Origin of the sequence: Pedobacter sp., from assembly GCF_965227205.1 — a bacterium.
Classification (GTDB): Bacteria; Bacteroidota; Bacteroidia; order Sphingobacteriales; family Sphingobacteriaceae; genus Pedobacter.
This window is the reverse complement of sequence record NZ_OZ245727.1, coordinates 1,243,609-1,258,961: the sequence shown is the minus strand read 5'-3', so window position 1 is coordinate 1,258,961 and position 15,353 is coordinate 1,243,609. Positions and strand designations below refer to the sequence as shown.

16 protein-coding genes are annotated in these 15,353 nt (G+C 32.9%); 6 read left to right on the top strand and 10 right to left on the bottom strand.

Translation table 11 applies throughout. The features are described 5' to 3' along the window. On the top strand, positions 1-504 hold the full coding sequence (locus ACO05K_RS05330; RefSeq protein WP_421943419.1) for a hypothetical protein: 504 nt from the start codon (positions 1-3) through the stop codon (positions 502-504). 313 nt (positions 505-817) lie between these two features. On the opposite strand, the gene ACO05K_RS05325 is transcribed toward ACO05K_RS05330, so the two are convergent. Together ACO05K_RS05325 and ACO05K_RS05320 are read right to left on the bottom strand one after the other, a co-directional pair. Next, the gene (locus tag ACO05K_RS05325; protein ID WP_421943418.1) at positions 818-1,675 is read right to left on the bottom strand and encodes a ferritin-like domain-containing protein; all 858 of its coding nucleotides are present in this window, start codon (positions 1,673-1,675) and stop codon (positions 818-820) included. Between the two features lie 19 nt (positions 1,676-1,694). After that, entirely contained in the window at positions 1,695-2,411 is a 717-nt protein-coding gene (locus ACO05K_RS05320) for a ferritin-like domain-containing protein (RefSeq protein WP_421943417.1), read from the bottom strand. A gap of 128 nt (positions 2,412-2,539) precedes the next feature. Between ACO05K_RS05320 and ACO05K_RS05315 the strand changes: the two genes are divergently transcribed. From ACO05K_RS05315 to ACO05K_RS05295, 5 genes are all read left to right on the top strand, one after another. Beyond that, entirely contained in the window at positions 2,540-3,325 is a 786-nt protein-coding gene (locus ACO05K_RS05315) for a LytR/AlgR family response regulator transcription factor (RefSeq protein WP_421943416.1), read from the top strand. Beyond that, positions 3,312-6,293: a two-component regulator propeller domain-containing protein gene (locus tag ACO05K_RS05310; protein WP_421943415.1), complete on the top strand. Its 2,982-nt coding sequence runs from the start codon at positions 3,312-3,314 to the stop codon at positions 6,291-6,293. The genes ACO05K_RS05315 and ACO05K_RS05310 overlap by 14 nt, the downstream gene beginning before the upstream one ends. Positions 6,294-6,544: 251 nt before the next feature. Next, complete coding sequence (scpB, locus tag ACO05K_RS05305) at positions 6,545-7,111, top strand: SMC-Scp complex subunit ScpB (RefSeq protein WP_421943414.1); 567 nt, start codon at positions 6,545-6,547, stop codon at positions 7,109-7,111. Positions 7,112-7,200: 89 nt separating this feature from the next. Beyond that, positions 7,201-7,392 (top strand): hypothetical protein, encoded by a 192-nt coding sequence (locus ACO05K_RS05300; RefSeq protein ID WP_316737593.1) that lies wholly within the window; start codon positions 7,201-7,203, stop codon positions 7,390-7,392. A gap of 73 nt (positions 7,393-7,465) precedes the next feature. Beyond that, complete coding sequence (locus ACO05K_RS05295) at positions 7,466-8,584, top strand: GNAT family N-acetyltransferase (protein ID WP_421943413.1); 1,119 nt, start codon at positions 7,466-7,468, stop codon at positions 8,582-8,584. 98 nt (positions 8,585-8,682) lie between these two features. Here the strand turns inward: ACO05K_RS05295 and ACO05K_RS05290 are convergent, their stop codons facing one another. The 8 genes from ACO05K_RS05290 to ACO05K_RS05255 all read right to left on the bottom strand — a co-directional run bounded on the left by ACO05K_RS05290 (position 8,683) and on the right by ACO05K_RS05255 (position 15,317). Then, entirely contained in the window at positions 8,683-9,003 is a 321-nt protein-coding gene (locus tag ACO05K_RS05290) for a helix-turn-helix domain-containing protein (RefSeq protein ID WP_421943412.1), read from the bottom strand. Next, complete coding sequence (locus ACO05K_RS05285; protein ID WP_421943411.1) at positions 9,003-10,355, bottom strand: UDP-N-acetylmuramate--L-alanine ligase; 1,353 nt, start codon at positions 10,353-10,355, stop codon at positions 9,003-9,005. Before ACO05K_RS05285 ends, ACO05K_RS05290 begins: the two co-directional genes overlap by 1 nt. A gap of 90 nt (positions 10,356-10,445) precedes the next feature. Beyond that, positions 10,446-11,285, bottom strand: a complete 840-nt coding sequence (prmA, locus tag ACO05K_RS05280) for a 50S ribosomal protein L11 methyltransferase (protein ID WP_421943410.1) — start codon at positions 11,283-11,285, stop codon at positions 10,446-10,448. After that, the gene (gene tpiA, locus ACO05K_RS05275) at positions 11,286-12,047 is read right to left on the bottom strand and encodes a triose-phosphate isomerase (RefSeq protein ID WP_421943409.1); all 762 of its coding nucleotides are present in this window, start codon (positions 12,045-12,047) and stop codon (positions 11,286-11,288) included. A gap of 40 nt (positions 12,048-12,087) precedes the next feature. Next, on the bottom strand, positions 12,088-13,260 hold the full coding sequence (locus ACO05K_RS05270; RefSeq protein WP_421943408.1) for a putative sugar nucleotidyl transferase: 1,173 nt from the start codon (positions 13,258-13,260) through the stop codon (positions 12,088-12,090). Positions 13,261-13,332: 72 nt separating this feature from the next. Then, the gene (locus tag ACO05K_RS05265; RefSeq protein ID WP_025142617.1) at positions 13,333-13,581 is read right to left on the bottom strand and encodes a type B 50S ribosomal protein L31; all 249 of its coding nucleotides are present in this window, start codon (positions 13,579-13,581) and stop codon (positions 13,333-13,335) included. 176 nt (positions 13,582-13,757) lie between these two features. Then, positions 13,758-14,459 (bottom strand): hypothetical protein, encoded by a 702-nt coding sequence (locus tag ACO05K_RS05260; protein ID WP_421943407.1) that lies wholly within the window; start codon positions 14,457-14,459, stop codon positions 13,758-13,760. 210 nt (positions 14,460-14,669) lie between these two features. Further along, positions 14,670-15,317 carry a response regulator gene (locus ACO05K_RS05255; protein ID WP_421943406.1) on the bottom strand — a complete coding sequence of 216 codons (648 nt, stop codon included), beginning with the start codon at positions 15,315-15,317 and terminating at the stop codon, positions 14,670-14,672. Positions 15,318-15,353: the final 36 nt, after the last annotated feature.

Sequence of the window (15,353 nt, the reverse complement as noted above, 5' to 3'; positions counted from 1 at the left end):
ATGCAAAAAATTGGTTTATTGTTTTTGATACTATTTGCTACATTAAAAATTAATGCACAAAGTTTCAATTACAAACTACGGTTAACTGATAATGTTGCTGTTTCTTTTCCACTTCGTCCCACTAAAGGCTCTGGAGGTTCTTATGGCTGTAAAGATAGTACTGGTGTTGTATTCGCAGTTAGTGTATCAGATATAGCTAAAGCCATAAACTTCAATAAATCGACATTTGATAGCGTTGTAGTTGAAAAAGAATTTGCTAACGACTTTCTAGATGGCTTTACACCTTCAATGCCAAGTTATAAATTCAAACCAGTTTCAGTATCAACTTTAACCGGAAGAGTTACCTACCAAATTGAAGGAAGAGATGAAGAGAATAAAAGTAATATTTACTATATAGCCATATTCATAAATGGCAAAGCTTATAATTTTATCTGCATATTACCTGATGGAAAAAGTGTAAGAGATAAAAATCTATTTTTCAAAGGAATTACGATAGGTAAATAAAAAATGAGTATTTAACATAGGCTAAATGTTTTTTGCTTTCTTGTAGATGCCTTTGTACCTAAACCTGATTGCAGTGAAAATACTTTTTTCTGTGATCCTGAGCGTAGTCGAAGGACACATAAAAAAGATTGTAGCGGAAAGCAGGACGAACATAAATTGAAAAACAGAACCCTGCTTTTCCAATTAAAAAAGAGATAAACTCTAATCTTAAAATCCTTAAATCCTGGTCAAAAAATAAAGGGAAACAGAACCCAGTTCTGCCTCCCTACCTTAAACTAAACATTACCTAATTCAATAATGTAAATTTTCTCTTTTACGATAATTTGAAACCAGTTCTGATAAATAGGTTCGCAATATTTTTAACCGCTGCTCCTGTTAAAAATTCATCGAAAGATTCTGCTGCTGCTGCTCTTGTAACACCAGTTGCAATACCTGTAATTTCAATATTTGCCTGAATTGTATTGTTTTCACCTGCGTAAACTGCATCAACTGCTGTAATACCAGTATCGTTTGAAACACCACCAGCACCTAAGCTAATCCAAGGTTTTAAAGCAACACCTAGAGAAGCAGCCGTCATTTGACGTAAGTGGGAAGCGTGACGTGCTTCAACTGCGTGAATTTGTAAAGCTGTTGTTAGAACCGGCATTCCTTTTAACACTGGCGCCTGACCTTTGTATGCTCTAACACCTGTATCTTCAAAAGCTGTAGCAACTTTTAAGAAAGTTTGATAGTTTGTAAAAACATCAGCAAAACCACCACCAGCTGTAAAATCGAAATTTGCTTCAACTAAATTAATTGGTGTTGCGTTTGCCGCTGTAATTGCACCTTTTAATAAGTTAACGTGAGCAAGCTCGTGTGTACGGATGGTTGTAATAGCTGCAGTTGGTAAACCTGCGGGAATTAAACCTGGTGATAATAGAGCACGGTTGTAAAAATTGTATTCTAAATGTTCTAAAGCAAGTGCAAAGTTTAATACTTCTACAACACTTGCCGGGTTAGATTGGCCATATGCTTTTTGAAACATTGAGCCTAAAGCTAATGGTAAAGCTGCCAGTGATATTTTTTTGCTGGCATTGAAAAAACTTTTCATTGCAGCTCTGCGAGGATTTAATCTTTCATAGATCTCTCCATCAACTTTTTCAATTTCGTCTAATATATTTAAGATATTCATGATTTCTGAGTTTTAAAGATTAAAGGTTAGTAACGTTAATTTTAGTTTTAATAAATGGACCAGCCAATGCTAAAACTTTATCTGGAGTTAATGCTCCATCTAAACCGTTTGCATCACTTGCACCAAAAGCAGTAAGTGTTCCTAAATCTGCGAAAGATCCGTAAGAAATCTGGTCTCTAACATAAGCAGCGTGACGAGCTTCTACTGAAACGATTTGTCCTGCTAAAACTAAGTACGTTGTATTTGTTAATCTAACACCAGCACCATTATATGCTGCAACGCCTAAATCCTCAAAAGTTTTTGCTGTAGCTAAAACACTTGCACCGCTATTAAAATCTACTGATGAGAAGTTTACTTCTAAACTTCCAATAGCTGCTGTACCTAATGCTTTTTTCAAAAACTCTCTGTGTGCGATTTCATGAAATTGTACATCCTGGAAATATGCTTTCTGAGTTGCAGTAAATCCTGATGGATTTGAATTGGCAACCTGAATATAAAATGCAGCTTCCAATTGCTCTAAAGCATATGCATAATTTAATACTCCAAAATCATCTTTAAAATCAAGTGTTGCGCCTTCTATAACAAAGTTGCGGTCTTTTTTGCAACCTGCTGCAACTAAAGCTATACCAGCTGCACTTGCACCAGCATATTGTAGAAAAGACCTACGGCCCACTCTACTTTGTAATAAACTTTCTTCCTGAAGTTCATCTCTTGTTTCTAGTTCATTGTTTTTCATATTCTTATGAGTTTAGGGGTTTAATATGTTCCAGTTTGGTGATACATACGTGACATTTCTATCTACGGTTTTTTGATTTTACATTTTTTTTTATTAAGCGATTTTAATACATTCACAAACCTATAAATATGACTATACTAAAAGCCATTATTGTTGATGATGAGGAGTTTGCCCGTTCATCTCTTTTTTTTCTATTGCAACAAAATTGTCCTGAAATAGAAATTACAGGGATTGCCCGTTCTGTAGCCGAAGCCAAAGAAATTCTTGCGCATCATTCTATCGATTTAATCTTTCTGGATATAGCAATGCCTGGTGGAAATGGCTTTGAGTTAATACCCGATGCTCAATTGCATAATGTGGCCGTAATCTTTACAACAGCTTACGATCAGTATGCTTTAAAAGCAATAAAGGCTAATGCACTAGATTATTTATTAAAGCCGATAGATATTGATGAACTTAAAATAGCAGTTGAGAAGGTTAGCTTATACACAAAACTTCATCAGGCTAATGAGCATAAGGATGAGCGAATTACGAATCTTGCTTCAAGCTTATCAAACCGCTCTGAAATTAGAAAGCTTACCTTACCCTACGGTCAGGGTTTTAAAATGATTGATATTGATGACATCATTTATATAGAAGCTGATAGTAATTATTCTGTTTTTCACTTAAATAATCATGATAAAATAACGGTATCGAAAGTTTTAAGAGAGTTTGAAGAATTACTTCCTTCCGATCAATTTGTGCGTATTCATAAATCTAGCATTATTAACCTTAATCATTTAAAAGAATATAACTCTAAGAATGGATTGCAGGTTCATCTTAAAAATGGAGAAAGCATAAATGTCTCTCGCCGCCGGGCAAGTGATTTTTTCGAAAAAATTAAACATTTTATAAAATCTAATGGAGAACATTAGTAAAAACATATCGGTTATATTTAGAAGAAATATTTTTCAAACAGTATTGCTCTCACTTTGTGCCATTATAATTTTGGCATCCCCGTTAAAATTATTTGCTCAAACTACTTACTTACCCCGTTATACATCCAAAAATGGTTTAGCCAGTAATAATTGCTATTACATCCATCAGGATAAAAAAGGTTTTATTTGGATTGCTACAGATGCTGGTTTAAGTAGATTTGATGGAACAAATTTTCAGAACTTTACCATTGAGGATGGATTACCAGACACACAAATATTACAGATTAAAGAAGATAGTAAAGGAAAATTATGGTTCTTGGCTTTAAATGGACAGCTTAGTTATTTAAAGGATGGAAAATTTTACAATCGAAATAATAGTACACTTTTAAATAAACTAAACTTTAATACGGTTATTGTTTCTTTTCTGGAAGATAAGAAAGGTAGAATCTGGCTTGGAACAAACTCTAACCTTATTGTTTTATGGGATGGAAAATCAATTAAAAAGTTTGTATCACCTAGTAAAAAACAACAGTTTACTAATGCATTCTTGCATGAAGATGAGGCCGGAGATATTTATTCGTACAGCGATGAAAGTACCCAAAAATTTAGCGGCAATTCTTTTTCAATAATTAATAATAATGTTAATCCGCTGTCGTACATGACAGCCTTTAATGCACCAAATCGTTCTCTTTATTATTTAAATGAATCTGGTTTAAATCAATACCAAAATGGCAAAATAAGTTCTATTATCAGAATCCCCGACAACTTGCTGAAAAATATGTCGGGTTATTTCTACTATGATGTTGCAGAAAATGAGGTTTGGTTAGCAAGCAGTAATGGTGCTTTGGTTTTAAACAAAAGCGGCAAAACAGTAATGTATTTGCAGGGCATTACGGTTAATCAATCTATAAAAGATAACAGTAATAATATGTGGTTTGCTACAAACCAGGGAATTTACATGTTACCAAATGTCAATTCAAGATTATCGATTATCGACGCAGAATCCGGTTTAAGTAGCAATGTAATTAAAAGCATTACTAAAGATTCGAAAAACAGATTGTGGCTTGGAACAGATGATGCCGTTATTGACATATTAAACATTAACAACTTCGAAATTGATGAGGTTGGAATGGATGATTACAAAAAATATAAAACCATTAAGCAAATAACTTATGACCCTAAAAATGATGCTGTATATTTCGCTTCTGATTATGGCTTAGGCGTTTTCAATAACATTTACAAAACCAAAGATGATGTAAAATACCTGAAAGAAACCAACAACTCTATGTTTGTTATTAAACATTTCAGTTTGTGCAATCAGGATAATCATTTAGCCATCGCATTATCTTCTGGAGTTGTATTTTTAGCTGATAGAATAAATCAGCTCGAGTTTAATTCACTAAAATATAAAGAGAAGGAAGATTTTTTCAAAAACCGTTCTTACCATGTTTTTTACGATAAATCTGGTAGTTTATGGTTTTCTAACATCAACGGCTTATTCGAATTTAATAAAGGAGCTTTAATCCATCATTACAAAAACAACCCACTTTTAACAAAAAGGATTAACGACATACAACAATTAGCGGATGGAACTTTGGTTTTAGCAACTGATGGTTATGGAATACTTTTCTACAGAAATAACAAAATTGTTAAGCAACTAACTATAAAAGATGGCTTAACAAATGATATATGTACAAAGCTTTTTATCAAAAACAATGAGATTTGGGCATTAACAAACAAAGGTGTAAACAAAATCTCTGATTATGAAAAATCGAGCGTTACCAATTTTGATTATGGTAAAGATTTATTAACCGAAGATGTAAATAACCTATATATTGATGATAGCACAGCATATTTTGCCACAAACAAAGGGCTGATTCTATTTAAATACAACAACCAAAATTTACCAAAAACGCTTCCTAAGGTTTACATTACATCAATTATAAAAGATAAAGAGCGTTTATCAATTGATAAAGATAATTTCATATTTGAAAGTGGTAACAACACAATACTGTTTACATTTGGAGCTGTAGATTTTACTACAAGTGATATTACTTATCGGTATCGATTAAACGAAAACTCAACCTGGGTTGAAACGCGTACCCGAAGGCTCGATTTTTCTGCACTGCAACCTGGTGAATATCATTTTGAAGTAAGTGCAAAATCACAAAATAATGCCTGGGGTCCATCGGCGAAGATATCATTTACTATAAAAGCACATTTCTGGCAAAGTTTCTGGTTTTTATCCTTAGTAATTTTACTTGTTGGCTATGTATTTTACCGATTGGCTGTATATATCACCCGCAGGCAAAAGGATAAAGAACAAGAGCAACTTTTGCTTAAAAACAGAATATTAATGCTTGAGCAGCAGGCTTTACAAGCCATGATGAATCCTCACTTTGTGTTTAATGTGATGAATTCAATCCAACACTTTATCAATACACAAAACACAACTTCAGCAAATAAAATTTTGACGGGTTTTGCAAGGCTCATTCGTAAAAACTTAGAGATTTGTACAAAAAGTTATATCACAATTGATGAAGAATTAGAATATCTCAACTTATACCTAAAACTGGAAAAAAACAGATTTGGAGATAAACTAAAGTATGTAATTAACGTTGATGATAATATTGATAAGGACGAAACGCTTATACCTTCGATGTTGTTACAACCTTATGTAGAAAATGCAATATGGCACGGAATAATGCCTAAAGATAGTGGTGGAGAAATTCAAATCAATATAAAAACGGAAAACAATAACTTGAACATCGAAATTATTGATGATGGTGTTGGTATTGAAAATTCGTTAAAAGCTAAAAAGGATAAACATATTAGCAAAGGGATGCAACTAACTAAAGAAAGATTGAATCTTTTAGGACAAATTGAAGCAAAACCTATACAACTAAACGTTTATCAAAACACAACAAGTGGTACTTCTGTATTCATTTCTATACCGTTAAAATAAAAATTTACCGTTTACTCAATTATTAATACCACTCACTAAATAAGAATAACATTAGATGTGGTTTAGCCTTAAACTTGTATTAGAAATAAACGATAGTGTTTATCAAAGACGTTCTTATAGAATTGATATAGATATTTAATAACCTAACCTAAAACTATATCTTAATTCAGGTTTCATTTGTGTGTTAAAAGCGGTCTTGTTTTTTAAAAAGCGAGACCGCTTTTTTTTGTCCAAAAATTCTATTTTTGTTTATGCCCCAAAATGATATCGCTCACCATATAGAAGCACTTATCTTTTCTTCCATTCAAAGTATAAGCATACAGGAAATAGTTTTTGCTTTAAATAGCGTATTCAATGAAGAATTTCCTGAAAAATTAATTCATCAGGAAATTAAAGCTATAGAAGAAAAGTACAACAAAAAAGATATGGTAATGGAATTGGTAAGCTTAAACAACGGCTATCAGTTTCTGACAAAAAAGCATTACCACGAAACAGTAAATCAACTTCAATTACATCGCTCCAAAAAGAAATTAAGTCAGGCGGCTATGGAAACCCTGGCTATAATTGCATATCGCCAACCTATAACCAAATTAGAAATAGAGCAAATTCGTGGCGTAAATTCCGATTATTCTGTACAACGATTATTAGAAAAAGAATTAATTAGTATAGACGGCAAAGCCGAAACACCCGGAAGGCCAATTTTGTACAGAACAAGCGGATTATTCATGGATTATTTTGGATTAAATAACCTATCTCAGTTGCCACAATTGAAAGATATTAGTAAGGAAGAAAATGCCATTGGCGAGCCTTTAGAATAAAGAATTTTTATTTTGTTTAAAAACAGCTTGTTATAAAAAAAAGTTTTTTTGTATTTTTAAACTATAAAAGCAATTTTTATTTTTGTGTTATGAAAGCGCCAAAGAAACTCCCTACTAAGCCAACTACCAAAAAACAGGTAGACGAAGATGATGATCTTGAAGATGACGATATTCAAACTACGAAAAAGAAGTCGCAGGATGAAGATGAAGACGATTTTGATATGCCACTAGATGACATTGATAATTTCGATAGTTTTGATGATGACGATGACGATTATTAATATTTAAAAAATTATATATTTGAAGGAGCATCCTACCGCTTGGTTGGATGCTTTTTATTTTTAAAACCACCTCATGCAAATAATATCCGTAAACAATTCATCGCTCGAACAAGATTTTTTAAAAGTTCCTAAAATCTTATACAAAGAAGATAAAAATTGGATTTGCCCTTTAGATACAGAAGTTGAAAATGTTTTTAACCCTAAAAAAAATAACTTCTTTAATCATGGTAAATGTACAAGGTGGATTTTAAAAGATGATTCAGGCAAGCTTATTGGCAGGATTGCTGCTTTTATTAACGATAAAAAAGCACACAATTACGAACAGCCAACCGGCGGAATAGGTTTTTTTGAATCAATTGATAATCAGGATGCGGCTTTTTTACTTTTCGATACTGCTAAAAACTGGCTTGTAGAAAATGGAATGAGTGCCATGGATGGACCAATTAATTTTGGAGAGAACGATTCTTTCTGGGGCTTGCTTGTAGAAGGTTTTACGCCCCCTTCTTTCGGCATGAATTACAATTTCCCATACTACCAGAAGTTTTTTGATAATTATGGTTTTAAAACCGAATATGAGCAATTAACCAATCACATAAATTTAACAATTCCTTTTCCAGAGCGTTTTACAAAAATTGCAAACTGGGTGCGTAATAAGCCAGGCTATACATTTGAATATTTCAGCAAAGCAAATTCAGAAAAATACATAAACGACCTGATGGAAATTTACAATGATGGATGGCAGGATTTTGAAAACTTTGTTCCGATAAAGAAGGAAACTTTACAAGAGAGTTTTAAAAGTATGGAACCAATCATGGATGAGCATTTAATTCAATTTGCTTATTTTAACGGAGAACCAGCATCGTTTGTTGTACTTATTCCTGATGCAAACCAAATGATTAAAGGTTTTGATGGAAAACTTGGATTAATCGAAAAATTGAAGTTTGCTTATCGTAGATGGGTTGGCGTAACAAGAATGAGAGCCATTGTAATGGGTACAAAACCAAAGTTCCAGAAACATGGTTTGGAATCGGTTCTTTTTATCAGACTGGGAGAATACGTTTTACCGAAAAACCAATATAAAGAATTAGAATTAAGCTGGGTTGGTGATTTTAATGATCAAATGATCGCCATACATAAAGCAACTGGTGCTACATTTGGCAAGAAACATTTAACAATGAGAAAGGTGTTTTAATGGGATAAAAGAATAAAGAGCAAAGAATAAAGATTTAAAGACCAAACAAGTTAGCTATCTATTCATTGCTCTTTTCTCCTTGTTCTTTATTTTTATCTCTACATCCCCAATTTATCATAAAGCTCAATAACCTTTTTTCGAAGTTTATTGAGCTCTTCATCTTTATCTAAAAGTTGTTGTTTTAAACCTGATAAATCTTCAGATGATTCAGTTTCAATTACAATTCCTGAAATTAATGCTGAAGGTGAAATTTTAAATAATTTAGAGATCTGGATTAATCTTGAAATATTTAAATCGGTTTGGCCAGTTTCTATTTTACAAAATGCCGGAGTGGAAATTTTAAGAAGTTTCGCTACATCAGCCTGGCTTAAACCTGCTTCTACCCTACACTTCTTAATATTATCTCCAATACTTTTCATTATTTACTTAAAGATGCTGCCAATTCTGGTAAATCAAAACCTGCATAATTGCCAGAACTCATCATTAATAAATTCGTATTCTGATAATTCAAGCTTAATAAATATGCTTTTAATTTAGATGCATCGTTAAAGAATTTTAAGTTTGGATTTGCAAATGCATCACGAACATCAGCTTCTGAAAAAGGCTCCATTCTTTTTTGTTCAAAGCTTTTCAAATCGATAAAAACTATTGCATCGTCGGCTTTATCCATAGAACCTGAATATTCTTTCAGGAAATCTTTATTTAAGCTACTAAAAGTATGTAACTCAATACAAGCAGTCAGCTTTCTATCTGTAAATTGAGATTTAACAGCATCAATTGTGGCCTTCAATTTTGAAGGAGAATGTGCGAAATCTTTATAAACATTTGTCGATTCATCAGCGGAAATAACCTCTAAACGTTTTGCCGCTCCCGTAAATGATGAAATAGCCTCATTAAATTCAGATTCGCTAATATTAAGTTCTTTACAAACTAATTTCGCGGCGTTTAAATTCATCAAATTATGATCGCCAAAAACTTTTAAGGCAGTATGCTCTGGCAATAAATAAGTAATTCCATTAACAATTTCATGCGCTGGAATTGCGTAAGGAATCTTACTTACTTTCGCTGTTGATTGCTGAACAATTTCATTTAAATCGTTGTCGGCTTCGCAATAAATTAATGAACCACCATCAACAATGGTATTTATAAACTTGTCAAATTGTGAAGTGTAATCTGCGTAAGTTGGGAAAACATTAATATGATCCCAAGCGATGCCGCTAATTACCGCAACATTTGCTTTATAAAGGTGAAATTTTGGTCTTCTATCAATTGGAGAAGAAAGGTATTCATCTCCTTCGATTATCATTACCGGAGCTTCTTCAGTTACTTTAACCATGGTTTCAAAACCAGCAAGTTGTGCACCAACTAAATAATCAAAATCACGATTGTAATGGTTTAAAACATGCAAAATCATGCTTGTAATAGTCGTTTTGCCATGACTACCACCAATAACAACTCTTAATTTATTTTTGCTCTGCTCGTAAATGTATTCAGGATATGAGTAAATCTTTACACCAAGTTCTTGCGCTTTTAATAGTTCAGGATTATCAATTCTTGCATGCATACCCAAAATAACCGCATCCAAATCTTTTGTAATTCGTTCAGCATTCCAGCCCATTTCTGCAGGCAATAAACCATATTTGTCTAGTCTGGATTTAGCTGGTTCGAAAATTACATCATCAGAACCAGTAATTTGGTAACCCTTTTTATGTAAGGCAATGGCTAAATTGTGCATGGCACTGCCGCCGATTGCAATAAAATGTATGCGCATATTTATTTTTGATGAAAGAATAATGAGTAAGGATTAAAGATTTTATCTTCGCTTACACCATTATTCGTTGTTCCTTACTCTTTAATCTTCTTATTTCTTTTCAAACTGAGCTGCAACCCAATCTCCATTCTGTTTATGATTAACGTATTTTATGCCGTATTTAGCACATTCAGCTGTAATCATACTCAAATCAGGATCTAGGTAGAAACCGCTAAAGAATATTTTGCCTTGAGGTTTCAAAACTTCGGCATATCTTCCAATCTGGTCTAAAAGAATATTCCTATTTATGTTGGCTAAAATAATATCGTAACTATCATCGGGAATAACTTCTTTACTACCACAAAGTGCAGTTAAGTTATTAACCTGATTTAAGCCGGCATTTTCAATCGTACTTAAATAACAAATATCATCGTAATCGATAGCCGTTAATTTATCAGCACCTAATTTTGCAGCCAAAATTGCAAGAATTGCAGTACCGCAGCCCATATCCAGTACATTTTTATCTTTAACATCGGTTGCTAAGATATATTGCATCATCATTGTAGTAGTTTGATGATGACCTGTACCAAATGACATTTTGGGGTCGATAATTATCTCGTAAGGATACGAAGGCTGTGGTTCGTGAAATGTTGCCCTTACATAGCAAACATCATCAATAATTAACGGACTGAAATTCTTTTCCCATTCTGCATTCCAGTTTTCATCCGCAACATCTTCTAAACTATATTCAGTTTCGAAATCTGAGTTGCAATTATCGAGCAGATGTTTTAATTCCTGCTCGATAAAATTTTCTTTAATTACAAAAGCGGTAAATCCGGCCTCACTATCTTCAAAAGTATCGAAACCTAAATCTGCCAAATCGCTGATTAGCAAATCTTGTTGATAATCTTCTATGCTTTTGAATTTAAAAATTGCTTTAATGTATTGCATCTAGCTATTTAATGCTTTAATAATATCTGTAAAATCGCGTGATTTTAGTGATGCACCACCGATTAAACCACCATCAATATCTTTTTGAGAGAATAAACTTGCAGCATTACCTGGGTTACAGCTACCACCATATAAAATTGTAGTATCATCGGCAATGTTAAAGCCATAGTTTTCTTCAATTTCTGAACGGATAAATGCATGAATATCCTGAGCTTGCTCTGGAGATGCAGTTAAACCCGTACCAATCGCCCAAACCGGCTCGTAAGCAATAACAATTTTAGAGAAATCTGCATCGCTTAAGCTAAAGACACCCTCTACTAATTGTTTCTTTAAAACTTCAAAATAACTTCCGTTGTTACGCTCATCTAATGTTTCGCCAATACAAAAAATTGGAGTTAAACCATTCGCCAATGCAACTTTAGTTTTTTCAGCAAGCAGCTCATTGCTTTCTGCAAAATATTGTCTGCGTTCTGAGTGACCTAAAATAACATATTCAGCACCAACTGATTTTACCATTTTAGCAGAAGTTTCTCCTGTAAATGCACCGCTTTCTTTATCGCTGATGTTTTGAGCACCGATTTTAACATCATTACCACCTAATTTTACCAAAGAGTTTAAATGAATAAATGGAGAACAAATAATGGCTAGCTGATTGCCTTTACGCTCATCTTTAACCATATTTACAATCTCACTAAATAACGAAACACCTTCGTTATAATCTAAATTCATTTTCCAGTTTCCTGCTACAATTTGTTTTCTCATTATATTTTAGTTTTGATTTTTTTTAAAGATCACAGTTATATTAAAAATTTCTATGAGCTGCTGTCAACTCATAAACTTTAGTTAAAATTTCTTTTTCTGTATCGCCAAAGATTACGTTTTTCCTTCCGAAAACTTTCTCCGTCGTTTCGAACATTTTATTCAGCTTATAGTTTTCGAAACCATCGGCTCCTCCCCAACTGAAATCTGCAATATGGTTTGGAGGTAATCCTCCACCAAAAATATTTGCACTTACACCAACAATTGTACCTGTGTTAAACATGGTGTTGATACCAGATTTAGCATGATCGGCCATGATTAAACCACAAAATTGCAAATTGGTATTTCGCATGCTTTTGCTTTGGTAATCATAAAGCTTCACCTCTGCATAGTTATTTTTTAAGTTGGAGTTATTAGTATCTGCACCAATATTACACCATTCGCCTAATACCGAATTACCTAAATATCCATCGTGCCCTTTGGCCGAATTGCCCCAAATTACTGAATTATTAATTTCGCCACCTGCACGACTATTTGGACCAATAGTAGTACCTGAATATATTTTAGCACCCATTTTAATAGATGAATTTTCGCAAAGCGCAAAAGAACCTCTAATTAAACTTCCTTCCCAAATCTCGGCATTTTTACCTACATAAATAGGTCCGTAGCCACTATTTAAAACACTACATTCTGCTTTGGCTCCTTCTTCAAAAAAGATATCGTTACCTAATAATTGGTTTGTACTGCTTATTTTAGCTGACGTACGTCCTTTAGTTAAAAGTTCAAAATCCTTTCTTATTTCAGCAGGATTATTTGCAAAAATTTCTTCAGGAAAAGTAATCTTAACAACTTTCGAAGTGTAACTAACAGGTTTTAACTGTTGTTTAGCTTGCTCAAAAGTTAAAAAGTTATCGCAATTAAAAGCTAAAATATGATCTCTAGCCTGAAGAAATTCTCCAGATTTAAGCCCTGAAACGGCATTAAGTAAATCGTAATCTGGACAAACTGAACCATTTATAAAAAGCGTAGCGCCATTTTTACTAGGATATTTTGTAGAAAGATAATCTTGGGTAATGAATCCGAAATCGGCTTTTAAATATTTCGCCCATTTCTCTGCTATTGTTAAAATACCGATACGCAAATCGGCAACTGGTCTTGTAAAAGTAAGAGGACGTAATGAATCCCAGCTGGAATCATCAAAAAGATTGATTATCATAAGCTACAAAAATAAAAAAAGTCCCGATGCTTTTGGCAAAGGGACTTCAAAAAATGCTTTTTAAAGCTAAAATTATTTCTTAGCGTAACGGTTTTTGAATTTATCGATACGTCCTGCTGTATCAACCAATTTCATTTTACCAGTATAAAAAGGGTGTGAAGTGTGAGAAATCTCTAATTTATAAAGAGGATATTCGTTACCATCTTCCCATTTAATAGTTTCTTTAGTATCTACGCAAGATTTTGTTAAGAAAGCATATTCGTTAGACATGTCTTTGAAAACAACTGGTCTGTAGCTAGTAGGGTGCAAATCTTTTTTCATTTGAATATTATTTTAGTTATCTGTGTGAAACCTTCAGGAACACTTTTTGCAATTTGCTGGCAAAAACGCTTATGTCAATTTCTATTACTCTTTTTTATCTCTATTTTAGAGGTTGCAAATATCCTAATTTTATTTCTGATAAACAAGAGTATGAAATAAATATTTTAATATTCATATTAATACACCAAAACTTGTTTTGTAGTTCCAGATGAGCTAAGTATTTGCTTATCTTGGGTTATTGCCAGAAATTCTTGTTGTGTAATCGTTGTTGAAAGCACATCACTCTCATAAACTACTCTACCTTGCCCCTCTTTAATAAATGTATTATCAGTAGCTGTATTCTTATTTGAGATACAGATTAAACCATATTTAAAGTTCTTAAAAGTTTTATTCTCGAGTTTAGCTGTTAATATAATTGCAAACTCTGCAACTTTACCTGCTTTATAAGATTTTACCTTACCATAAATAGTAATATCGTTACCTGTTCCAGAAATAGCAGTAACAATACTCGTATCTCTTTCTGCCAGAAAATTTTTCCCTAATAAATAAATATTAAAATCAGCATCTTGTTTTGATAGATTAAGACGAGCATCATTAAATCTATAACCAATTTTAAAATCATTAGGAATATTTGTAGCTTCTAATAATAATGGATTAATTGCATAACTACCTTCAACATTTGCTGGCGTAATTCCTGTATTTACTACAAGCCCGAGTTTCTTTAAAGAGTCCAGGTATTTATCAGGGATAATTTGCTGGATTTGTTTTTTCTGAATCTCTGTTTTGTTAATTTCATCTACTAATGCACTGTCTTTTTTACAGGCAGAAATGAATAATCCGATGCTAATAGTTAGCATATAAATAATACGTGTTTTCATGTTTAAGGTTTTTAATTTAGATTTTAGTTTATAAGAGCGTTAATTTGATTCCGATTAATTATAAACCAAAAATAGTTAGCTGCTAACAAGCTATAAATACCACATCGGGTGATATTTCAATTAAATAGAATCTTAAAAACTAACCACTTACAACAAAAAAGCATCATAACGTTTCTGTTATGATGCCTTGAAATATATTTGAGAGCCATGCTATAGTAACCCCTGCTGTCTTGCTTTAAGAATTGCTTCTGAACGACAAGCGACATGGAGTTTTTTGTAAATATGTTTTATGTGTGTGCGAACAGTCTCATAGCTGATGAAAGCTTTTTCGGCTATTTTTCTGTAGTTGTCGCCTTCTATCATTAAACTTAGTATTTCTTTTTCTCGATTACTCAGCTCAAAATCAATCTCATTTGGCTGAACTAAGATTACGTTCTGGCGAACAAAAAACTGCATAACTTTGTGCGCAATAGCCGATGACATTGATGCACCTCCGTTGTAAACTTCTTCGAGTGCCTGCATTTGTTTTAAAGGCGAATCCGTTTTTAAAATATAACCTGATGCTCCGGCACACAAGGCGTTGAAAATTTTATCATTATCGTTAAAAACGGTTTGAATAAGCACTTTTACTTCAGGAAATTTTGATTTAATAATTTTAGTTGCTTCAATTCCATTACGACCTGGCATCTCAATATCCATTAATACAACATCCGGTCTACTGAAAATAACATCGGCTTCGATTTGATTCACGTTAACAAATGTACCTGTACATACGAAACCAGCCGTCCCGTTTATAATGGTTTTTAACCCTTCACGAATTAATTTATTATCTTCAAAAATGGCAACTTTAATTTCCATATTATTTTAACTACACAAATTTGTCCATTTAATGGT